Here is a 22,416-nt window from a genome sequence, read left to right on the forward strand (position 1 = left end):
GTATTTCCCGTGGTCGCGAGGCGGAACCGAGTTCAGTCTTCGCGATTCAGCGTGGCATGCATGAGATACACGTTGTAGCTGTTCCACGCGGACATCGTGAAGTACAGGTCTTTCGCGGTCGACCACGGATGGATGAATCCGCCGTACGCGGTCGGATAGTCGTCGGTGTCGAGCAGCCCGACGGGTTCGGTCCAGGTCCCCTGTGGTTCGGCGGCGGTGCGCAGCACGATCTGATGCCGTTGCAGATCGAGGTACACCATCTGCCATTGCCCGCTGTCCGGGTCGTAGCGCACGGACAGCTCGCTGGCGGTGCCGGAAACCAGTGGGGTGGCGAGCAATTCATTGGCCCCGTCGGCGGCGGTCCAGCCGCCGTTGATCCAGTACTGGTAGGCGGTTTTGTTCAGCACCTGTGCGCGCGGCACGCGGGCGAGTCCGATGACGCCCATGCGCCCGTTGGGTGTGCCGAACATGTAGACGTAGTCGCCCTGCGGCGCCATGGCGGCGACCTGGAAGCGTCCGAGTCCGAACAGGTTGTCCCAGCGCGCCCATTGGGATTTGGTCCAGGTGCGCCCGTTGTCGTCGGACCAGGCGAGTCCGCCCTGGTTGGTCCACCACATGCCCGGAATCCGGCTCCACCGGTTGACCGACATATAGCTGAGGTACTGCCGCTCCCCGATGGCGAATCCGGAGGTCGGGATGGTGGTGATCTCGAAGTTCCGAATCTTGCGGCTGTCCAGGATCTCGGTGGCGTGGCACCGGGTGTCCTGCACGAAGTTGTCCAGCACCAGGCCCTCGGCGAGGTCGTGATTGCTGCTGTAGGCGATGGTGTTGCTGCGCCAGTCCTGATCGCCGGTGCCCGCGCCGATGGGTTCCCAGCCCTTGCCGAAGGTGTCGCCGAAGACGACGGCGACCTGTCCGGGCTGGTTCTCCCACATGAGGCCGAGGTCGGTGCCGTCGACGCCCCAGCGGATATCGGTGCGATTGACCGAGCCGTGCCCGGTGATCTGATTGACCAGGTCCACCGAGTCGACCCTGGGCAGTGCGACCGGCGGGGCGGTGGGTGCGGCCGCGGGCGGTTGTACGTCCGGTGCGGGCATGGGTTGCGGTTCGGGTGGTTCACCGCCGGGGACCGGGATCGGGATGGGTTCGGTCTCGGGCGTGATCTCGATGCGCGGCAGTTTCGGCAGTCCGCCGGAGCCGGAGCCGCCGGGCGCGGTGGTGGTCGGGGCGGGCGCGTCGGTGGTCGGATCGCTTTCCGCCGGAGTGCCTTCCGGCGGTGTGGTGACCGGCGGCGGCTTGGGATTGTCGCGAATGTCCGGGCAGGGCGCGGCGCACGGATCCTCGGGCAGCGCCTCGGGTTCGATGCGGGTGGTGTCCGGCGGCGGTCCCGGAATCGGCACCTGGGTGATCTCGGGAACCGGTATCTGGATGCGGATGGTCGGATCCGGCTGCTGTGGAGCGGGTTCGGGCGCGGTCTGGCGTCTGAGTGGATCGAATCCCGTTTCGCCGCAACTGTTCACCGGCGGTGGCTGCCATTCGGGCAGCGCCCCGGCGGGTGCGGCGGGCAACAGGATCGCGCCGACCGTCAGTACGCCTGACAGGATCAGGGCATCGGTCGTGCGGAATCCCATGCGGCGCGGGTCTCCTCGTCCGGGGTTGCGCGAGATCGAACGGCCCCCACCGTAACCGGCGGGGGCGTCGTGCGCGTTCACGGGTGGCGGTTGTCGCCCGGTTGTGATCGAGCCGATACCAGCGCGATGGCCGCTATTCCACAGCAGTACACCCCGGCCGCGGCCAGCACCACGATGGGTGAGCGCCCATCGGCCGGAATCCACAGCGCGGTTCCGGCCAGTGCGCCCACGTAGGTGATGTTGAAGATGGTGTCCTGCAGCGCGAATACCTGTCCGCGATGCAGATCGTCGATATCGATCTGCATGGCCGCGTCACCGGTGAGTTTGATGGTCTGTCCGGCCAGTCCGAGCAGGAACGCCGCCGCGAGCAGGCACAGTTCGGCGCGCCGCTCGCCGGTTCCGTCGGCGATGGTGATGGGCGTGACCAGCACGACCTGCACCACGATGGCGGTGAGCAGTCCGGCGACGATGGTGCGTGAACGCCCCAGCCGCGGAATGAGAATGGGCGCGATGACCGCCGCGAGCAGCATGCCCGCCCCGGTCGCGGAGATGGCGGCGCTGAATTTCGCGATGTGATGCCCACCCCCGCCGCCGCCCGTGGACCCGCGCCGCAGCACGAGCACCATGAGCAGCGTGTCCGCACCGAATACCGCGCGGTGCGCGGCGATGCCGATCATCGCGGTGGTGACCTCGCGTGACCGCCACGCGGCCCCGGCCCCGGAGCGCAATCCGGAGGCGATCGCCCGCAGCGAACTCTGGGCCGGTGGGCTGCCCGCGCCGGCTTGGCCGGGCTGGCCCGGTACGTCGGATCCGACCGGGGGTTCGTCCGGATCGGGCCCCAGCGCGTGCCGCCGGAATCCGGCTGCCGCCCAGGCGCCCACGACCGATCCGATGGCGCTCACGGCGACCGCCGTCGCCGAGGCCCGATCGCCCGCGCCGATGGCCGCGATGAGTCCGAAGGCCACGCCCGCGCCCAGAATCGCGCAGCCGGAGGCAACGGTCGCCAGGATCGAGTTGGTCGCCACCAGTCGCTGTTGTGCGAGCACCCGCGGCAGCGAAGCCGACACGCCAGCGCCGACGAACCGCGACACGCCGACCACCGACAGTGCCAGCAACAGCAGCGGCGTCTCCCGCACCCCGCCGAGCAGGCTCACCGCGGTCACGCCGATGAGCAACCCGCGCAGGATATTCGCGATGAGCAGCACCGTGCGCCGATCCCACCGGTCGAGCAGCGCGCCCGCGTACGGCCCGATGATCGAATACGGCAGTAGCAGCGCCGCGAATCCGCCCGCGATGGCCAGCGGATCGGTCTCGCGTTCGGGGTTGAACAGGATCGCCCCGGACAGTGCGGCCTGGAACATGCCGTCGCCGAACTGCCCGGACAGCCGCACGGCGGCGAGCCGCAGCGCTCCGGGACTCTCCCGCAGCGCGGTGCGCAGCGCGCCCGCGCCACGCCGAATGCGCTCCAGCCGCTGTGGTTCCGGTGGCGGCGCGGGCGTGGTGGGTACCTCTGCGGATTCGATCTCGGCCCCGTTCACCTGGAAGGGTGCGTGGTGACGAGTGCGAATACGGCGGCCCGCATATCGTCCGCCATGGGTAGGTTGTCCAGACTGTCGGCGTCGATCCATTGGAATTGATCGTGTTCGCCGGGCGCGAGCAACACATCCCCTGATTCCGCTTCGACTACGAAGCTGTATTTGCGTACGCGGGATTTGGTGCGGGTGGCGTAGTCGAATCCGCCGAGTACATCGGTGATGCGCACTACACGCAGTCCGGTCTCTTCGAAGAGTTCGCGCTCCACGCATTGCGCGAAGCTCTCTCCCGATTCCACTCCGCCACCCGGAAGTTCATACATGCCCCCGTGATAATCATCGGCAACACGCCGTACGACCAGGAGTTTTCCCCCACGGAAAACGGCCACACCCACGACGAAGTGGGTGATCCCCTCGCTGTTGGCCTGCTGCCGGAGTTCGCGTTCGATGCCCGCCAGTACGTCGGGTCGCATCCCCTTGCTCTCCCTCCGGTTTCACTTGCGGCACATCATGATACGGTCGCCGACCGAATGCCGCTGGCAGGGCATGAAGAACGGCGCTCCGAGCGTCCTGCCTGGTAGGCGGCGTGCGGGCGGCGCTGCTCGCACGCTAAAATTTACCCGGAGTTCAGCCCGGGTCACCGAATGTGGCCCTACCCTGGATTCCGATCGGTGCACGCCGGTGAAGGGAGTAGGGCGGTGTCCACGCTCACGAGACCACACATCGATGTCCATCGGGGCGGCGACCGCATGAAAACTCGTGTGGCGTGGCTGGATTCGAAGCATTCGTTCTCGTTCGGGGAACATTACGACCCCGACAACACGCACCACGGTCTTTTGCTGGTGAACAACGAGGACATCGTGTTGCCGGGTGAGGGCTTCGAAACTCATCCGCATCGCGATATGGAGATCGTCACCTGGGTGTTGAGTGGCAGCCTGGTGCATCAGGATTCGCTCGGGCACAACGGTGTCATCTATCCGGGTCTGGCGCAGCGGATGAGCGCGGGTTCGGGGATTCTGCATTCGGAGAAGAATGATTCGTGGCGCATCAGCACCGCGCCCGAACACGAGGAACCGGTGCATTTCGTCCAGATGTGGGTGGTTCCGGATGAGCCGGGCAGTGCGCCCGGTTATCAGCAGCTCGAGGTGGATGACGAGTTGGCGTCCGGTGGTCTGGTGACGGTCGCGTCGGGTCTGCCCCGGTATCGGGATCGCACGGCCATCGCGATCGGCAGCACCCATTCGGCCATGCATGTGGCCCGGATGCCGGTGGCCGCGGACGCGCCGGAGGTGCGACTACCGGAGTCCCCGTATCTGCATGTGTTCATCGCGCGCGGTGAGGTGGAGTTGGAGGGTGTCGGCACCCTGTACGAGGGTGATGCGGTGCGCATGGCGCGCAGCGGCGGGCAGCGGGTGACCGCCAACCTGCCGTCGGAAATCCTGGTGTGGGAAATGCACGCTCGTCTCGGTGGCCAATAGCATTTCGGGATAACTTGATTCCGGACGAACCGGACCCCGTTAACGGCTGGTCGCAGCGTTGGCGATACCGGGAGCAGCACCGACGGAAGGACGACGCCCATGTCGCAGTACCCGCCCCCGCCCCCCGGTAACTACGGCGAATACCCCGCGCCGCCGCCCGGTGGCTACCCGCCGCCCGGCGGTCAGCAGCCGCAGTACTGGCAGGAATCGCCCAAGGGCAAGGGCCTGGCGATCACGGCCCTGGTGCTCGGCATCATCGCGGTGCTGACGTTCTGGACCGTCATCCTCACCGTGGTCGGCGTCTTCTTCGGTTTGCTCGCCGCCATTTTCGGCCTGATCGCCATGATGAAGGCGCGCAAGGGCACCTCCGGCGGTTTCGGTATGGCCGTGGCCGGCCTGATCCTGGGCGTGCTGAGCCTGATCGGCGGCGTCGTGATCGGCATCCTGGTCTGGGTGGTGTTCAAGGACAACGGTGGTACGGATCTGGTCGACTGCCTGAACAAGGCGGGCAATGACACCGCCGCGCAGCAGCGTTGCCAGGACGATTTCCAGCAGCGCATCGAGGACAAGTTCAGCATCACGCTGACCCCGGCCCCCACCCGCTGAGTTCCGTCTCGACCGTTCGCGCGCGGCTTGCTACCGCTGCACGGTGCCGCATTCGCGGGTGGCGCCGACGACTTCGGCGAGTTCGGGTCGAAAGTCGCTGTCCGGCGGGCAGATCCAGATCCGGTAGCCGCTGTGCTCATCGGTGGGTGAGGGCAGCACGATGTGGCTACCGGGCAGCGCCACCGCCGCGCAATCCCGGAACAGGTCGGAGAACAGCGCCATATCGAGGTAGGAATCGTCGGTCGGCCCGGTGAGGAAGGTCCAGCGCCCGGAGCGCGGATGACTGATCACCGGGCCGCAGCGGCGGCGCGCGATGAGGTGGTCGCGGACGCGTGCGCCCAGTTCGGCGGGCATGGTGACGGCTCCGACGGAGCCGATCTCCAACATGATCCGGCCCAGCGCGGAGTCGACTATCCCGTAGAGGCCATGCTCCTTGCGGTAGGCCCGGCAGCGGGCCAGCGCCTCCTGGGTGGCGGTGTACGAGGACGGGTCCAGCGCGCTCATGGCGAACCTCCTGCTACCGACCCTATTCTCCCGCAATCGGTATGACAATAGTCACACGCCGGTGAGTTGGGGGCGTAGAGTCAGCAGTCATGGCGCCCGTGTCACCCACCGTCGCCCGGTGGGAACTGGTACTGCGATTACGGGAGCTGCGCGAGCAGCGCGGCTTCGATTCGGCGACGTTCGCCAAGCGGGTCGGGTTCACCCCGGCCAATTGGTCCCATGTGGAGAAGGGTCGCCGGGTCCTGACCGCCACCACCATCGGCCCGGTGCTGGAACTGCTGGAGGTGGACGGTGAGGAGCGCGACGAGCTCCTCGAATTGCTCACCGCCAGTAAAGAACGCGGCTGGTGGGCGAAATCCCCCGCGCTGATCGGCCCGGAACTACAGCGCTACTACGGAATGGAATTCGGTGCCGACGCCATCCGCAGTTACGACTCGCTCGTGGTGCCCGGTCTGCTGCAGACCGAGGATTACACCCGGGCGCTGATCAGCGCCGATGTGATGATCCGCCCGGTGCAGGTGGAGCAGTTGGTCGCGGTGCGGATGCGAAGACAGGAACGATTACGCGACGGCGATCATCCGGAGTTGACCGCCGTCATCGGCGAGGCCACGCTCGTGCAGCAGATCGGCGGCCCGAAAGTCCTTCGGGGACAACTGGAACACCTGGCAACACTCTTGGATGACCTGGATTCGGTGACGGTGCGGGTGATTCCGTTCGCCGCCACCCGCGGTGCGATTCTCGGCGGCTCCAGTTTCCATCTGCTGGATTTCCCCTCCACCGCGCTGCATACCTTCGGCTGGGTGGAGAGCGCGGTTTTCGGTGGGGCCGTGGAGGATCCGGATCTGATTCGCGATCTGGATTTCGCATTTGTGCGTGCACTCGACCAATCTCTCAGTCGTGCAAAGTCTTTGGAAATGATCAAGAGTTATTCGCAAGGGTAGGAGACGCATGCGAGACCGTAGAATGCTGCCTATGCTGAAAACCGCGAAGTATCAACCGGAATCCACCGGCTGGTTCACGTCGACGCGCACCAATAATGGGAATCAGTGCGTCGAGGTCCGATTCGACGGTGCGGCGGTGTTCATCCGTGACAGCAAGTTCCGGCGAAATCCGGCCAACAGCTCACACGATGAACCCATCATCACCGTCAGCGCAGTCGAATGGATGTCCTTCCTGTCCGTGCTGCGGGAGCGTCCTGCGGGTGGCGTGCGGCTCACCGCGCACACCGCCGCCGACGGATTCACCACGCTCGGGTACGGGGAGATCGGTCTCGTCTACACCCCTGGCGAATGGGACGCGTTCCTGGCGGGCGTGCGGGACGGTGAATTCGATCGGATCGCACTCGCCGCGTGATCTTGTTTCGCTCTCCGCGTGATGTTGTTTCGCTCTCCGCGTGATGCTGCCCCGACCGAGGGGAGATCGGCATACTGGAGGGCGTGACTTCGCAGCTGACGCCTCCCTCCGGTATCGACCTGTCCTTCCGTAACGAGGGCGTGCGGGTGCAGGACGACCTGTTCGCCCACGTCAACGGCGAGTGGCTGGAGAAATACGACATACCGTCGGACCGGGCGGTGGACGGTGCCTTCCGCACGCTCTACGACCAGGCCGAGCGGGATGTGCAGGCCATCATCCAGGAGGCGGCCGCCTCCGATGCCGCGTCCGGCAGCGAAGAGCGCAAGATCGGCGATCTGTACAACAGCTTCATGGACACCGCGGCCATCACCGCCGCCGGGCTGTCCCCGATCGCCGCCGAACTGTCCGCGATCGCCGAGGTGTCCGACCCGAGTGCGTTCGCCGCGCTCATCGGCCGCCATCAGCGCACCGGTGTCGGTGGCGCGCTGGGGTTCTACGTCGATACCGATGACAAGAATTCCGAGCGCTATCTGGTGCACGCCTCGCAGTCCGGTATCGGCCTGCCCGATGAGTCGTACTACCACAAGGCCGAGAACGCCGAGATTCGCGAGAAGTACGTCGCGCATATCGGCCGCATGTTCGCGCTCGCCGGGCTGGATTACGACGCCCAGCGGGTTTTCGAACTGGAAAAGAAGCTGGCGCAGGGCCATTGGGATGTGGTGCGCCGTCGCGACGCCGAGAAGAGCTACAACCTCACCACATTCGACGCCCTGGCCGCCGAAAACCCCGAATTCGACTGGAATGCCTGGACTTCCGCCCTCGCCGAGGGCGTGGATCGCTCCGGTCCGGAACTGTTCGCCGAACTCGTGGTTCGGCAGCCGGATTACGTGCGCACTTTTGCCCGGCTGTGGGCCGCGGAATCGCTGGACGATTGGAAGGCGTGGGCGGCCTGGCGCGTGGTCAAGGCGCGCGCCGCGTATCTCACCGATGACCTGGTCGAGGAGAGCTTCGACTTCTACGGCCGCACCCTGACCGGTGCGCCGGAGAACCGCGAACGCTGGAAGCGCGGCGTCTCGGTGGTGCAGGATCTGCTCGGCGAGGCCGTCGGCAAACTGTATGTGGCTCGGCACTTCCCGCCCGCCGCCAAGGCCCGCATGGTCGAGCTGGTGGAGAACTTGCAGGAGGCGTACCGCCGCAGCATTTCCGGTCTGGAGTGGATGAGCCCGGACACCCGGCAGGCCGCCATCGCCAAGCTGGAGAAGTTCACCCCCAAGATCGGCTACCCGGACGAGTGGCGCGACTACGCCGCCATCACCATCGATCCCGCGGATGTGGTCGGCAACTACCGCAGCGGTTACGCCGCCGAACACGATCGCGACCTGGACAAGCTGGGCGGTCCGGTGGATCGCGGCGAATGGTTCATGACCCCGCAGACGGTCAATGCCTACTACAACCCGGGCATGAACGAAATCGTCTTCCCGGCAGCCATTCTCCAGCCGCCGTTCTTCGATATGAACGCCGACGACGCCGCCAATTACGGCGGTATCGGCGCGGTCATCGGCCACGAGATCGGCCACGGCTTCGACGATCAGGGTTCGAAGTACGATGGCGACGGCAATATGATCGACTGGTGGACCGAATCCGATCGCACCGAATTCGGTAAGCGCACCAAGGCGCTCATCGATCAGTACAACGCCTTCTCCCCCAAGGATCTCTCCGACGACCACACCGTCAACGGCGAGTTCACCATCGGCGAGAACATCGGCGACCTCGGCGGCCTCACCATCGCCCTGGCCGCCTACGAAATCGCCATGGAGGGTAAGGAAATCCCGGTCCTCGACGAGTTGACCGGTCTGCAGCGCGTCTTCTTCGGCTGGGCCCAGGTCTGGCGCACCAAGGCGCGCCAGGAGGAAGCCATCCGCCGTCTCGCCGTGGACCCGCATTCCCCGCCGGAGTTCCGCTGCAACGGCGTGGTCCGCAACCTGGACAGTTTCCACGAAGCGTTCAACGTGAAACAGGGCGACGAGCTCTACCTGGATCCCGCTGAGCGCGTGAAGATCTGGTAGTTCCCGAGTGGTCCGGAGCCGCCTCCCTAGCGGAGGCGGTCTTCGGTCTCGGCGTCGAAGAAGAAGAGTTCGTCCTGTTTGGGCGTGAGATGCAGACGGTCGCCGAGGGCCACTCGGAAGCGGCGGTCTACGCGGGCGACGACTCGGCCGGAGCGGCTGGACCATTCGTCGGTGATGCCGTGCGAGTAGAGGAAGGACTCGGAGCCGAGTTCTTCGAGGAGTTCGACCTCCACGGCCAGGGAGTTCTCCGGATCGGTGGTGACTTCCCAGGACTCGGGGCGGATGCCGATGATGATCTTGTTGCCGGAAGCGCTGTTGGGCACCGGGATTCGCAGATCGTTCAGTACGGCCGCGCCGTCTCGGACCGAGGCGGTGAGCAGATTCATGCCGGGTGAGCCGATGAAACCCGCCACGAAGGTGTTGACCGGGTTGTCATAGAGCTCGCGGGGTGCGGCGATCTGTTGCAGGTGACCGTCTTTCATGACCGCCACCCGGTGGCCCATGGTCATGGCTTCGACCTGGTCGTGGGTGACGTAGACGGTGGTCGTGCCCAGTCGCTTCTGGAGCGCCGCGATCTGCGAGCGGGTCGAAACCCGCAGCTTGGCATCGAGATTCGAGAGCGGCTCGTCCATGCAGAAGACCTGGGGACGGCGCACGATGGCGCGGCCCATGGCCACGCGCTGGCGCTGCCCGCCGGAGAGCTTGGCCGGTTTGCGGTCCAGCAGTTCTTCCAGTTCCAGCATGGCGGCGGCTTCCTTGACCTGAATCAAGGTGTCCGCCTTGCTGACTCCCGCGTTGCGCAACGCGAAGCCCATGTTCTCGGCGACAGTCATATTCGGGTACAGCGCGTAGCTCTGGAAGACCATGGCCACATCGCGGGAGCGAGGCGGCAGTCCGGTGACATCGACGCCGCCGATGCGAATTCGCCCGGCGGACACCGCCTCCAGGCCCGCCAGCATGCGCAGACTGGTGGATTTGCCACAGCCCGACGGTCCGACCAGCACCAGGAATTCGCCGTCGGCGATCTCCAGGTTCAGGTCTTCGACCGCGGGGCGGGGCGCACCCGGGTAACTGAGGGAAACACCCTCGAACTGCACAGTCGCCATGCGGGCGGGTCTCCTAGCTAGCTAGTTCTTATTTGGGCAGCTTGGGCGTGATCTGCCGGTCGATGATGGTCTGCAGCTGGCTGCTGATATCCGCGAAAGCCGAAGTGACATCGCGGTTCTGCAGGCCGATCTGCTCCATACCGGTGCCGATGATCTGGTCACCGCCGGGCACGAACACCCGGGCGAAGTCCTGCGACTTGGTCACCGCGAGCTGATCGATGGCGGTCTTGGAGTTCGGGTTCTTGGCCAGGAAGTCCTGCTCGCTCGGATCGCTCAGCGCCGACTTGCGCACCGGCATATATCCGGTGCCCTGCGAGAAGTACGCGGTGTTCGCGGCATTGGTGATGAACTCGATGAACTTGAGCGCGTTCTCCTTGCGCGCGTCCGAGATGCGCGACGGAATCGCCAGTCCCGCACCGCCGGTGGTGGCGCCCGCGCCGTTCGGGTGCGGCAGGAACGCGGTGCCGACGGTCAGCTTGCCCTCGGCGTTCTTCATGATGCCCTTGAGGTCACCGGTGGAGGCGATGGTGGAGCCGAGCAGGCCGGTGCCGAATTCATTGGCGATCTGCGGGCGGATGCTCGCGTACTTCTTGACATTGATCATGTCGCTGAAGAACTTGCCCGCCTCGATCGACTTGGGATCGCTGAACTTCAGCTTCCAGTCGTCGGAGTAGCCGCCGCCGAAGGTCCACATCGGTCCCTGGAAGGTCCAGGCCAGGTAGTTCTTGGCATCGCCCCAGCCGTGCGCGAACTTGTCGCCGCCCATGACGCCCTGGATCTTCGGGCCCCACTCGTCGAATTCCTGCCAGGAGTTCGGGCCGCGGTCCGGCAGTCCGGCCTTGGCCCAGACATCCTTGTTGTAGTAGAAGACCTGCGTCGACCGCGCGTAGGGCAGCGCGTAGTGCTTGTTGTTGAACTTGTAGTCGTTGGCCAGCGAATCGACGTAATCGTCGAGTTTCACACCGGCGGAACCGAAGTGCGAGTCCAGCGGTTCGATGGTGCTGTTCAGCGCGTAGTTGAACCACCAGACATCGGACAGCACAACGACATCGGGCAGTTCGCCGCCGGACAGCGCCGCGTTGAACTTCTGCGACACCTCCTCGTAGTTCTTACCGGCGTCGACGAGGTTGACCTTCAGATCCGGGTACTTGGCCTGGAACCGGTTGATGAGCTCGAGCTCCAGGTCCTTGGAGGTGCCCGGGTGGTTGGACCAGAAGGTGATGGTCTTCGAGTCGCCGCCCTGCTGGCTGCCGCCGCCGGATCCGGCGCACGCGGTCAGCGCGAGTCCGGCCGCCGTGGCGCCGGCCAACCCTAGGAACCCGCGCCGGGACAGAGCGGGAAAACGTGCTTCGGACACGGGAATCTCCTTCTGGGACTTACCCCTTGACCGCACCGGAGGTGAGGCCCTTGATCATGTGACGCTGTAATGCCAGGAAGACGATGAGAATGGGCAGCATGGTGAGCAGGGTTCCGGCCATCACCGGACCCCAGTTGGTGACGCTCGGGTTCTCGGTGTTCTGCAGCAGGGTGAGGCCGACCGGCAGCGTGGCGACGCGCGAGTCATCGGCCATCAGGAACGGCCACAGGTATTCGTTCCATTCGTTCACCAGCGTGACCACCGCGAACGCCACCATGGTCGGTCCGGACATGGGCAGCACCACCCGGGTGAGCAGCCGCCACCAGCCCGCACCGTCCATCCGCGCCGCCTCGATGACCTCGGCGGGCAGCGACAGGAAGTGATTGCGCATCAGGAAGGTGCCGAACGCGACGCCGCAGAGCGGAACGATGATGCCCTGAAAGGTGTTTCGCCAGCCCATTTGCGCGACCAGCGCGTAATTGGAGATGACGGTGATCTGATTCGGCACCATGAGCGCGGCGATGATCACCAGGAACAGCACCGTCTTGCCCGGAAACCGCAGGAAGACCAGGCCGTACGCGCTCAGCACGCCGAGCACGAACTTCACCGCCGAGATGACCCCGGTGATGATCAGCGAATTGCGCAGGAAGGTCCAGAACGGCAGCGCGGTGGTGGCTTCGCTGTAGTTCTCCGGATGCCAGCTGTGCGGCCAGTACACGGCGGGCTGCACGTAGATATCGCCGCGCGCCTTGAACGAGGTGATGATGATCCAGAACAGCGGTACGCCGACGATGATCAGCACGCACGCCATGGCGAGGTAGCCGAAAATCGTTGCCCAGCGGTCATTGTCGAGCTTCACTGTTCGTTCCGATCCATGATGCGCACCTGCACGAGGGTCACGGTCAGCAGCACCAGGAACATGATGGTGGCGACGGTCGCGCCGTATCCGGCCCGGAAGTTCCGGAAGGACTCCTCGTAGACCTGGAAGACCATGGTGGTGGTGCCGGTGCCGAGCGGACCGCCGCGGGTCATCACATTGATGATGTCGAAGACCTGCAGCGAATTGAGCAGCACGGTGATCGACAGGAAGAACGTGGTGGGCCGCAATTGCGGCAGCAGCACCCGGGTGAACGTGGTCCACCGGCTCGCGCCGTCGATCTCGGCGGCCTCCATCAGATCGGCCCGAGTCCCTTGCAGGGCAGCGAGATAGATGACGAAGGTGTAGCCGAGGTTCTTCCAGATGTAGGTCACCGTGATCATGAACAGTGCCCAGTGCGGGTCCTGATAGAAGTCCGGGGCCTTGTCGACGCCGAGCCGGTGCAGCACATCCTGCACCAGGCCGAAACCGGGATCGAAGATGAACTGGAAGGCCACGCCGATGGCCGCGCCGGAGATGACGAACGGCGCGAAGATCGCGGAGCGGACCACATTGCGCCCGAACAGTTTCCGATCCAGCAGCAGCGCCAGACCCAAACCAAGCACCATACTGCCGATAACCGCGGCCAGCGTGAAGATGACCGTGTTGCTTACGATTTGCCACGAATCATGCCGACCCCACCACTCGGTGTAGTTGTCGACGCCGATGAAAGTGGCGGAGGTATCGGAGATATTGAAGTCGAAGAACGACAGCCGAATATTGTCGATCAGCGGCCGATACACAAATACCGAGAGCAGCACCAGGTTTGGCGCGACGAGCACTATGAACAGCGCGTAGTCCCGCCAGGGTCTACCGCGCCATCCGCGCCCGGTGGGCTGCGGCAGTACTCGTTCCGGGCTCGATCTCACCCGCGCAGCGTGACGGTTGCTTGCGACTAGCCGGTAACGACTGGATGCCGCCCGGTTGAATAGTCGGCGCACGGGCGCAACCGACTGTTCACCGGACGCACCCGCTGGGGGCGCGGACATGCGCCGAATCGTACGTCCGCCCAGTCTCTTTCATGCCGGAATCGATCACCACCGTTGGTGAGCACACGGTGAGGGTTCGGTGAGCGCCTCCGGCAACTCTGTGTCCAGCACCGAAACCCGAACGGCACAGGAGTTCCCCATGTCTCTCACCGGTAAGAACGCACTCGTCACCGGCGCCTCCCGCGGCATCGGCCGCGCCATCGCACTGCGCCTGGCCGCCGACGGCGCGACGGTGGCCGTGCACTACGGCAGTAATAAGGAAGCCGCGGAGCGGACCGTCGAGGAGATCCGGGCCAAGGGCGGCCGCGCCTTCGCGGTGCGGGCCGAACTGGGCGCGCCCGCGGGCATCGACGCCCTCTTCGATGAATTGGCCGCAGGCCTGGATGGTGCACAGCTGGACATCCTGGTCAACAACGCGGGCGGTGGCGGTGGCGGCGGTTCCATCGAACAGCTCACCCCCGCCGACACCGATCGGCTGTTCGCGGTGAATGTGTCCGCGCCGCTGTTCATCACCCAGCGGGCGCTGCCGCTGCTGGCCGACGGCGGGCGCATCGTCAATATCTCGTCCTGCGCACCGCGCATCGCCGCCCCGTCGCAGGTCGCGTACGCCATGACCAAGGGCGCACTGGACGTGCTCACCAAAACCCTTGCCGTACAGCTCGGCCCGCGCGGCATCACGGTGAACTCGGTCGCGCCGGGCGCGACCGAGACCGAGGGCATGGCGGCGTTCCTGGACGCCAACCCCGGGGCCCGTGCGCAGATGAGCGCCATGACCGCGCTCGGCCGGATGGGGCAGACGGCGGACGTCGCCGATGTGGTCGCCTTCCTGGCCTCGCACGATGCTCGCTGGGTCACCGCCGCGGTGATCGACGTCAGCGGCGGTTCGGCCATCAGCCCCGCCATCGGGGCGTAGCGATCCGGTGCCGGGGCGTACCGCCCGGCGACGCGAGGCGCGGCGGGCAGCCGGATTTCGGGTCGATCGTCCGATACGGCGGCGGTGCGGCCGCGGGCATACTGACGGCGTGCAGTTCGGAATACTCGGTTCGATCGAGGTACGGCGGACCGATGGCAATCCGATCGTGGTCGGCGGACCGCAGGTGCGAGCATTGCTGACGCTATTGGCGCTGGACGCGGGCAAACTCGTCAGCCGGGAACGTTTGATCGACGGACTCTACGGTGAGGATCCGCCCGGCGATGCCGCGCACGCCCTGCAATCCCAGGTCTCCCGATTGCGCCGCGCACTGCGCGCTGCGGACGGGCCGGCCAGGACCGGCGCGGCCGCCGATGCGGGGTCGGCCGCGACCGGCGCGTCCGCCGGTGGGCCGGTCGGTACGAGTACGGAGTCCGCCACGAGCGAGTTCGTCGAATCCTCGCCCGCGGGTTATCGATTGGCGGTGGAACCGCGGGCGGTGGACGCGCACCGTTTCGCGCAGCTCGCCGAACAGGGACGAAACGCGTTGCGCGACAGGGATCCGGCCGCCGCGGCGACGCTGCTGGATCAGGCGCTGGCCTGCTGGCGCGGACCCGCGCTCGCCGATGTCCGCGACGCGCCTTTCGCCGAGGTGCAGGTGGCACGCCTGAACGAGGCCCGTCTCACCGTGCTGGCGGATCGCGCCGAAGCCGCACTGGCACTGGGGGATCACCATTCGGTGGTGGCCACGCTGCCGGAGTTGGTGGCCGCGCATCCACTACGGGAACGCCTGCGCGCCCTGCTCATGCGCGCGCTCTACGCGGCGGGCCGTCAGGCCGACGCATTGGAATCGTTCGAACAGGGACGACGCCTGCTCTCCGATGAGCTCGGCGCTGACCCGGGCGCGGAATTGACCGAGGCGCACCTGGCGATCCTGCGCGCCGATGCCGCCCCGGCACCCGCCGTGCGAAGGCTCCCCGCCCAGTTCACCAGCTTCATCGGCCGTGAAACCGAACTCGCACAGCTGATTCCACTGCTCGCCCGGTCACGCCTGGTGACGATCGCCGGACCGGGCGGCACCGGGAAAACCCGGCTGTCGCTGGAGGTCGGCGCGCGAGTGCAGGGTGAGGTGTGCGTCGTGGAACTGGCCGCCCTCGCCGACGGTGCCCAGGTCGCGCCCGCGGTCGTGGCGGCCCTCGGCGGCCGCGACGCAACCGGTGGTCGTGACCCCGAAACCCAGCTGCTGGCCATGCTCGCCGACCGGCCCCTACTGCTCATCCTCGACAATTCCGAACACCTGGTCCTCGACACCGCGCACCTCACCCACCGTCTACTGCGGGCCTGCCCCGGCTTGCGCGTGCTGGTCACCAGCCGAGAACCCCTGGCCATCACCGGTGAAGCGGTCTTCTCCCTGGGCCAATTGCCCATCGCCGCACCGGAAGTCGCGCTGGCCGAGCAACTGAACAGCCCCGCGATCCGCCTCTTCGCCGACCGCGCGGCCGCCGCCCGCCCCGGATTCACCGTGGACGCCGGCACCATCGGCGCGGTCCGCCGCGTCTGCGCCCGCCTGGACGGCCTCCCCCTCGCCATCGAACTGGCCGCCGCCCGCCTGCGCACCCTCGATATCGACGATATCGATGCCCGCCTCACCGACCGCTTCCGCCTGCTGTCCCGCGGCGATCGCACCGCCGAACCCCGCCACGCCACCCTGCACGCCGTCGTGGCCTGGAGCTGGGACCTGCTCACCCCCGCCGAACGCCAACTCGCCCAACGCTTCACCGTTTTCGCCAACGGAGCGACACTCGCGGCGGTCCAGCACATCTGTGCGTCCGGCACCGGCGGCGAAATCCTTCGCGGCAGCGCCGAAGCCATGCGCGGCAGGCCCGAAAACCCCAACGCCGGTGCCGAAAACGGGGGCGACCGTGCCGAAAACCGTGACACCGGTGCCGAAGGCCGGAACGCCGGTGTCGAAGACCGAGGCGCTGGTGCCGGAACATGGCGCGACGACCGCGAATTCCCGGGTGACGTTGACGAACTACTGTCCGGCCTGGTCGACAAATCCCTGGTCGTGGCGGTATCGGGCCGCTACCGCATGCTCGAGACGATCCGCGAATTCGGGCTGCGCGAGCTGCGCGATTCCGGCGACCACGACCGCCTCCTGCGCGCGCACGCGGAGTTCTACCTCCGCCTGGCCGAACACTCGGAACCGGCCCTGCGCGGCCCCGACCAGCTCACCCACCTGGCCCGCCTCACCGCGGACCACGACAACCTCCAAGCCGCCCTGCACTGGTCGGCCCGCGCCGATCCCCCACTGGCACAACGCCTCATAGCTTCCCAAGCCTGGTACTGGTGGCTGACCGGCCGTCCCGGCGACGCCCCCGCACTGGCCCGACGCCTCCTCACGGGCCTGAGTCCCGACATCGCGGCAGGACCCGCCCGCACCGGCGCGGACACCCCAGGCGCCGAGGTTCTTTCCGATCCCGTGATCCCGGGTTCCCGACCCGCCGATCTGTATCTCGCTCGGGGCCTGGGAGATTCCACCGATCCGCACCCGGGATTCGGCCGTACCGAGGCGACTTCGGTGCGCGCCCCCGGCGATTTCGAAGGTGCGCGAACAGGTTCCGGGCGACGAACCGAGCTCGATTCCGGCAAAGCCGGCGGGGAATTCGCACGCGCGAAGCAGGATTCGAGTGGGGACGCGGAGGAGTTCGCTCTGTGTGTCACTGTGGCCGCCCGGGGTGCCAAAGCCTTCGATGCGGCCGGTCATGCGGTAGCGGCCGAATACACGACAGTCATCGCGCAGGCGGCCGCCGCGATCGCGAGGCTCGAAACTCCGCTGCGGAGGCCGTATCTCGTGCTGCTGCTGGCGTTCGCCGGTGGGCGGATACCGGGCGATCCGGACCGGATGCGCCGACTGTTCGGGTCGGATCCCTGGTCACAGGCGTTTGTGCGGCTGGGTGACGGCCTCGGGCTGTTCATGTCCGGCCGGGCCGCCGAGTCCGAGCCCGAATTCCTCGCGGCCCTGGCCGGTTTCCGCGGCATCGGCGACCGCTGGGCGATTGCCGCCACCCTGGACAAGCTGACCGCCGTCGCCGAACTGCGCGGTGACCACGGGACCGCGCTGACATTGATCGACGAGGCCATCGCGATGGGCACGGAACTGGGCATGGCCGCGGACATCGCCGATCTGCTCAGCCGTCGTGGCGATATCCGCGCGAGCGGCGATCGGGAGGGTGCGCTTCACGACTACGAACGTGCCGCGGATTTGGCTCGGGCGGTAGGTGCGACCGATATGCGTGCCAACGCATTACGTGGACTCGGCGATATCGCGTCCGCTACCGATCCGGGGTCTGCGCGGGCGTACTACGAGGCGGCATTGGAATCGTCCGGTGATAAATCGATCGGTGCGGTCGAGGCCCGCGCCCGCGCACTGATCGGCCTTGCCCGGCTGAGTATCGCCGAACAAGCAGTGGTGCAGGGGTTTTCACACTATCGCGCGGCCTTCGATCTGGCACTCGGCAGTGGTCTGTCACCCGTGGCGGCCAGCGCGGTGGAGGGCATGGCCGCCGCATCCTGCTCGTCAGGTGCGCCGGAGGTGGCGGCGGCACTGCTCGGAGCGGCCGAGACCATGCGTGGCCTGGCGTCAACCGGCGATCCCGAAGTGTCCGGCCTCGTCGAGCGCTGCCGGAACACCCTGGGCGACCGGGATTTCAACGTCGCCTTCGGTCGCGGCACCGGGCTGTCTGCGGACCAGGTGATCGCTCTGGCGCAGACCGGACCGTAGCGGTTGGCCGCGGTCGGCCTGCCGCAGGTTGATCGGCGTGGACGGTGTGCGGTGGTGAGCCGACGGTGAGTCGGTGGTGAGGGGTGCGGATGATGCTTTGGGCATGACGAAGCGGCAGTTCAGCAGCAAGACGGTTCTTATCTGCGGTGCGAGTGTTGCGGGTCCGGCGCTCGCGTACTGGCTGCATCGGCACGGGTTCACCGTGACCGTTGTGGAGGAGGCCCCCGCACTGCGCGAGGGCGGGTACAAGGTCGATATTCGCGGGGCCGCCATGCGGGTGGTGGAGCTGATGGGGCTGCTACCGGAGTTGCAACGCGCCTCGACCGCCATGCGCGGGGGCGAGTGGGTGGATGGTTCGGGGAAGGCGCTGGCCACACTCGGCCCGGATCTCATCGGGCTGCGGTCGCCCGGGGACGATGAGGTGCTGCGGGGTGATCTGGCTCGAATCCTGTTCGATGCCACCAAGAATGATGTGCGCTACCTCTTCGGCGACTCGATCGCGGAACTGACGCAGGGCCGCGACGGCGTCTCGGTGCGCTTCCGGAATGCCGCGCCCGAGGTCTTCGACCTGGTGATCGGCGCGGACGGTGCGCATTCCGCGGTGCGGCGCGGCACTTTCGGTCCGGAGGAGCAGTTCGCCCGGCACACCGGTATGGCCGCGTGTGTCATCTCGGTGCCCAACTATCTGGGCTTGGATCACTGGGAGATCATGCATCCGATGCCGGGCCGGGTCGTGCAGGTGTACAGCACCCGGCGGCATTCGGCGAAGGCGCAGTTCATCTTCGGCGCTCCCGAGGGCCTGCCCGATCGCCGCGATAGCGCGGCGCAGCGGCGGTTGGTGGCGGAAGCGTTCGCGGACGCGGGCTGGGAAACCCCGAACCTGTTGCGGCACCTGGCGGATTCGCCGGACTTCTACTTCGACTCGGTGAGCCAGATTCACCTGGAGCGCTGGTCGAGCGGCCGCGTCGCACTGGTCGGCGATGCCGCCTACTGCCCGTCCCCGCTGTCCGGGCAGGGCACCAGCATGGCGCTGGTCGGCGCGTATGTCCTTGCGGGCGAACTGAAAGCGGCGCGCGGCGATCACCGCATCGCCTTCGCCGGATATCAGGACCGCATGCGCGAATACATCGACCTGAACCTGACCATCGGCTGGGACAACGCCACCCGCATGGTGGCCGCCGACAAATTCGCGGTGTGGATTCAAACCACCGCCATGCGCGCCCTGCGCCACCTCCCCTGGAAGGGCATGGCCCTGCGCTCGATCACGAAGCCACTCGAGCACGCCGCCAACGCGATCCGCCTCGAACAGTATTGAGAGACAACGCGGCTCCGGCAACTGCGACAGCGCGTGCGCATGCCGTACAAGTCCGAGGCCCCGCACCGACGATGCGCACCCGGCCGCGCTTGCGAAGCCCACTCCACAAGTATGTCGGCCCCGCCTCATAAGAGGCGGGGCCGACGAAAGTTATTGTGGGAGCGCGCGGAACGTCAGTTCCAGTCGCCCCAGCCGTCGCTGGTGCTCAGGGTGCCGCCCTTGGTGTTCTTGACGACCACCGGGTCACCCTTCTTCACATTGTCCATGTACCACTTGGCATCCTCGGTGGACACGTTCAGGCAGCCGTGCGAGGTGTTCGAATAGCCCTGCTGCGCAACGCTCCACGGCGCGGCGTGCACGAAGATGCCGCTGTTGGACATGCGGGTGGCGTACTCGACCTCGAGCTTGTAGCCCTCGGGCGCGGTGGTGGGCACCCCGTAGGTGGACGAGTCCATGATCATCTTGCGATTGCGCTCGCTGACGATGTAGGTGCCGTTGGGGGTCTCGTGCCCGGTCTTGCCCATGGAGGTGGGCATGGTGCGCACCACTTCACCATTGCGGGTGACCACGATCTGGTGGGTGGCGTCATCGGCGGTGGCGATGAATTCGTCACCGATCTCGAACGCGGTCTTGGTGCCGCCGCCTTCGACGGTGACCTTGGAGCCGGACGGCCAGAACTCCTCGGGCCGCCAGCGCACCTGGCTGTCACCGCGCCAGTAGAAATGCCCGTCCACCTTGTTGGTGGAGGTGATGCGAATGGACTTCTCGGCGGCGGCGTGATCGCTCACCGGTTCCTTGAAGTTGATGATGATGGGCTGCGCCACGCCGACGTTGTCGCCGTCACCCGGGGTGATGTTCGGGGCGGTGAAGTTGGCGGGCGGCAGCGGCGAGCTCGCGCCGGGCGCGGTGGGCAGATCGCCGGGTACGGGCTGCGGCATGACGGCGGAGGGCACACCCGGGAGTTCCGGGCCGCCCGGCCATAGCGGGGCTGCTGAGGCGGGCGCGGCCACCAGGGCTCCGGTCGCCGCGATGGCGGCGAGGGAAATCAGTCCATACCGGGTGTTGCGCACAGCTAGGTGTCCTTCCGATCCTTGTTTCATACGCAGATCGCGGGCACAGCTCTACCCGCGTAGGTCCCAACCCCGGGTTCATTCCTACCTTGCGATCCAGCGTGTGCCAATCGACTTGCGCCGGTCATGCATACAGACCTCATGGTGTGTTCCGGGGCACACAACCGCGAGGGGTCGAATCGCCGGTGTGTTATCGCCGTTCGCGTCGGCGATTCCCTAATCAGACCGGCTGTCCGGTCATCGCGGCGGAGTCGATATGCCCAAACCTGGTTGTGATCGAAATCACTGACGTCGCATCAGGGTTCGAGCACGTCGAAGGTGATGGCCGCATGCGGACCGGTCGCAATGTTGTGCGGCACGGTCCACGGCGCCCGCCCTCGCGCGAACCGCGGTGAGAGCCGCAATCGCACCGACCCGAGCAGCGTCGCCAGCACGATCCGCAATTCGTAATCGGCCAGGGCGGCTCCCACGCAGCGCCGGTGCCCGCCACCGAACGGCGCGAATTCGAATGGGCTGTAGCGGCGTTCGAGGAAGCGCTCGGGCCGGAACCGCTGTGGTTCGTTCCACACCTGTGGATCACTGTGCAGTAATTGCACCGAGAGCCCCATGGTGTCGCCCGCCACCAGCGGCGCCCCGCGCAGTTCGAAATCACCGGTGAGCCTGCGTAATACGATCGGCACCGGTGGATGCAGGCGCAGCGTCTCCTGGCACACCGCGTCCAGATAGGGCAGTTCGGCCAGCTCGACCGGATCGATATCGGTTCCGGCGGAAGCGAGTTCGGCGCGCAGCCGCTCCAGCACCGCCGGTTCGCGGTGTAATCGGTACAGCGCCCACACCAGCACGGTCGCGGTGGTCTCGTGCCCGGCCACGATGAGCGTGCGCAATTGCTCGCGCAATTCGATATCGGTCAGTGCGCTGCCGTCGGTGTAGCGGGTCTCCAGCAGCAGGCCGAGCATGTCCGCGCCGCCGCGCGCGCCCGGATGCGTACGCCGCCGGTCGATTTCGGTATCGATGTGCGCGTCCAGCCGATCCCGCGCCGCCAGGAACCGTTCCCATCCCGATAGTCCGAACATCTCGCGCCGCAGTGCCGGAACCAGAAACAGCGGCCCGCCGAACGAGGCGAGGAATTCGGCTGTGGCCGAGGTGTATTCGGCCAGTGTCCGGGGATCCTCGATACCGAATACCGCCGCCAGGATGACTCGCAATGTCATGGCGCGCGCGGCGTCCCGCGCATCCACCCGGTTGCCCGGCCGCCAGGCCCGCCCGGTGCGCGCACCTGCCACCTCGTCCCGCGCGGTATCGCGAATAACGCTGCCGTACGCGCTGATTCGCTGCCGATGGAAGGCCGGGGCCAATACCGCGCGTTGCCTGCGGTGCTGTTCGCCGCGCGCCAGGATCAGCGATGCCGGGCCGACCATGGGTTCGATCGGATTGGGCAGCGGCGGTTCCAGCAATTCCATCGGCGCGCGGAACATCTCCCGCGCTCCCGCCGCGGTGCCGGTGAACACCGCGGAGCCGAAGGCCGGGAATCGCATCAGAAATGGATCGCCGTCCCGTCCGCGCCGCCAGTCGAAATAGCGCCGCAGATCGATCGCGGCGGCCAGCGCGTGCAGCGGCATCGGCCGGGGTTCGCGCAGCAGCGTTCCGGCTGCGCCTGATCGCGCGGTGCTACTCATGCTCCCCTATACGTTGTCACTGCCCGCTCCGGTTCGAGGACCGCTGGTGAGTGGCCATATGGCTCGACGGTTGTCGTATTTGTCGTGTATGCATGGGCATTGAACTCCGCGCCTGGTATTACT

Annotated in this window: 18 protein-coding genes; 8 read left to right on the top strand and 10 right to left on the bottom strand. The window is 66.6% G+C overall.

Annotation, left to right across the window (positions count from 1 at the left end):
- Nucleotides 1-32: 32 nt before the first annotated feature.
- The 3 genes from ACFVUS_RS21545 to ACFVUS_RS21555 form a co-directional block, all read right to left on the bottom strand.
- Entirely contained in the window at nucleotides 33-1,631 is a 1,599-nt protein-coding gene (locus ACFVUS_RS21545) for a DUF4185 domain-containing protein (RefSeq protein ID WP_387768824.1), read from the bottom strand.
- Nucleotides 1,632-1,708: 77 nt separating this feature from the next.
- Nucleotides 1,709-3,100: an MFS transporter gene (locus ACFVUS_RS21550; RefSeq protein ID WP_387770087.1), complete on the bottom strand. Its 1,392-nt coding sequence runs from the start codon at nucleotides 3,098-3,100 to the stop codon at nucleotides 1,709-1,711.
- Nucleotides 3,101-3,165: 65 nt separating this feature from the next.
- Nucleotides 3,166-3,636 carry an NUDIX hydrolase gene (locus ACFVUS_RS21555; protein ID WP_387768827.1) on the bottom strand — a complete coding sequence of 157 codons (471 nt, stop codon included), beginning with the start codon at nucleotides 3,634-3,636 and terminating at the stop codon, nucleotides 3,166-3,168.
- 276 nt (nucleotides 3,637-3,912) lie between these two features.
- On the opposite strand from ACFVUS_RS21555, the gene ACFVUS_RS21560 reads away from it, so the two are divergent.
- Nucleotides 3,913-4,641, top strand: coding sequence for a pirin family protein (locus ACFVUS_RS21560; protein ID WP_387768830.1), 729 nt, complete (start codon nucleotides 3,913-3,915; stop codon nucleotides 4,639-4,641).
- 99 nt (nucleotides 4,642-4,740) lie between these two features.
- Nucleotides 4,741-5,247, top strand: coding sequence for a DUF4190 domain-containing protein (locus tag ACFVUS_RS21565; protein WP_387768833.1), 507 nt, complete (start codon nucleotides 4,741-4,743; stop codon nucleotides 5,245-5,247).
- A 30-nt stretch (nucleotides 5,248-5,277) separates the two neighbouring features.
- On the opposite strand, the gene ACFVUS_RS21570 is transcribed toward ACFVUS_RS21565, so the two are convergent.
- On the bottom strand, nucleotides 5,278-5,751 hold the full coding sequence (locus tag ACFVUS_RS21570; protein WP_387768836.1) for a hypothetical protein: 474 nt from the start codon (nucleotides 5,749-5,751) through the stop codon (nucleotides 5,278-5,280).
- 89 nt (nucleotides 5,752-5,840) lie between these two features.
- Between ACFVUS_RS21570 and ACFVUS_RS21575 the strand changes: the two genes are divergently transcribed.
- The 3 genes from ACFVUS_RS21575 (at nucleotide 5,841) to ACFVUS_RS21585 (ending at nucleotide 9,170) form a co-directional block, all read left to right on the top strand.
- Nucleotides 5,841-6,692, top strand: a complete 852-nt coding sequence (locus ACFVUS_RS21575; protein ID WP_387768839.1) for a Scr1 family TA system antitoxin-like transcriptional regulator — start codon at nucleotides 5,841-5,843, stop codon at nucleotides 6,690-6,692.
- Between the two features lie 31 nt (nucleotides 6,693-6,723).
- Entirely contained in the window at nucleotides 6,724-7,104 is a 381-nt protein-coding gene (locus tag ACFVUS_RS21580; protein ID WP_387768842.1) for a DUF397 domain-containing protein, read from the top strand.
- A gap of 83 nt (nucleotides 7,105-7,187) precedes the next feature.
- On the top strand, nucleotides 7,188-9,170 hold the full coding sequence (locus ACFVUS_RS21585; protein ID WP_387768845.1) for a M13 family metallopeptidase: 1,983 nt from the start codon (nucleotides 7,188-7,190) through the stop codon (nucleotides 9,168-9,170).
- A 26-nt stretch (nucleotides 9,171-9,196) separates the two neighbouring features.
- Here ACFVUS_RS21585 and ACFVUS_RS21590 read toward each other — a convergent pair whose 3' ends face one another.
- The 4 genes from ACFVUS_RS21590 to ACFVUS_RS21605 are packed head-to-tail and all read right to left on the bottom strand — an operon-like array spanning nucleotide 9,197 to nucleotide 13,418.
- Nucleotides 9,197-10,276 carry an ABC transporter ATP-binding protein gene (locus ACFVUS_RS21590; protein ID WP_387768848.1) on the bottom strand — a complete coding sequence of 360 codons (1,080 nt, stop codon included), beginning with the start codon at nucleotides 10,274-10,276 and terminating at the stop codon, nucleotides 9,197-9,199.
- Nucleotides 10,277-10,304: 28 nt separating this feature from the next.
- Complete coding sequence (locus tag ACFVUS_RS21595) at nucleotides 10,305-11,633, bottom strand: ABC transporter substrate-binding protein (RefSeq protein WP_387768851.1); 1,329 nt, start codon at nucleotides 11,631-11,633, stop codon at nucleotides 10,305-10,307.
- 19 nt (nucleotides 11,634-11,652) lie between these two features.
- Nucleotides 11,653-12,444 carry a carbohydrate ABC transporter permease gene (locus ACFVUS_RS21600; RefSeq protein ID WP_364637936.1) on the bottom strand — a complete coding sequence of 264 codons (792 nt, stop codon included), beginning with the start codon at nucleotides 12,442-12,444 and terminating at the stop codon, nucleotides 11,653-11,655.
- A 44-nt stretch (nucleotides 12,445-12,488) separates the two neighbouring features.
- Complete coding sequence (locus tag ACFVUS_RS21605) at nucleotides 12,489-13,418, bottom strand: carbohydrate ABC transporter permease (protein WP_387768854.1); 930 nt, start codon at nucleotides 13,416-13,418, stop codon at nucleotides 12,489-12,491.
- A gap of 259 nt (nucleotides 13,419-13,677) precedes the next feature.
- Between ACFVUS_RS21605 and ACFVUS_RS21610 the strand changes: the two genes are divergently transcribed.
- From ACFVUS_RS21610 to ACFVUS_RS21620, 3 genes are all read left to right on the top strand, one after another.
- Entirely contained in the window at nucleotides 13,678-14,451 is a 774-nt protein-coding gene (locus tag ACFVUS_RS21610) for an SDR family NAD(P)-dependent oxidoreductase (protein WP_387768858.1), read from the top strand.
- A gap of 109 nt (nucleotides 14,452-14,560) precedes the next feature.
- Complete coding sequence (locus tag ACFVUS_RS21615; RefSeq protein WP_387768861.1) at nucleotides 14,561-18,232, top strand: BTAD domain-containing putative transcriptional regulator; 3,672 nt, start codon at nucleotides 14,561-14,563, stop codon at nucleotides 18,230-18,232.
- 103 nt (nucleotides 18,233-18,335) lie between these two features.
- The gene (locus ACFVUS_RS21620; RefSeq protein WP_387768864.1) at nucleotides 18,336-19,547 is read left to right on the top strand and encodes an FAD-dependent monooxygenase; all 1,212 of its coding nucleotides are present in this window, start codon (nucleotides 18,336-18,338) and stop codon (nucleotides 19,545-19,547) included.
- A gap of 173 nt (nucleotides 19,548-19,720) precedes the next feature.
- Here ACFVUS_RS21620 and ACFVUS_RS21625 read toward each other — a convergent pair whose 3' ends face one another.
- Nucleotides 19,721-20,647, bottom strand: coding sequence for an Ig-like domain-containing protein (locus tag ACFVUS_RS21625; protein WP_387768867.1), 927 nt, complete (start codon nucleotides 20,645-20,647; stop codon nucleotides 19,721-19,723).
- 266 nt (nucleotides 20,648-20,913) lie between these two features.
- A complete protein-coding gene (locus ACFVUS_RS21630; protein WP_387768870.1) occupies nucleotides 20,914-22,293 on the bottom strand; it encodes a cytochrome P450 in 1,380 nt (459 codons plus the stop codon).
- Nucleotides 22,294-22,416: the final 123 nt, after the last annotated feature.

The sequence above is a fragment of the Nocardia sp. NPDC058058 genome, from assembly GCF_042885355.1.
In the GTDB taxonomy this organism is placed as follows: domain Bacteria; phylum Actinomycetota; class Actinomycetes; order Mycobacteriales; family Mycobacteriaceae; genus Nocardia.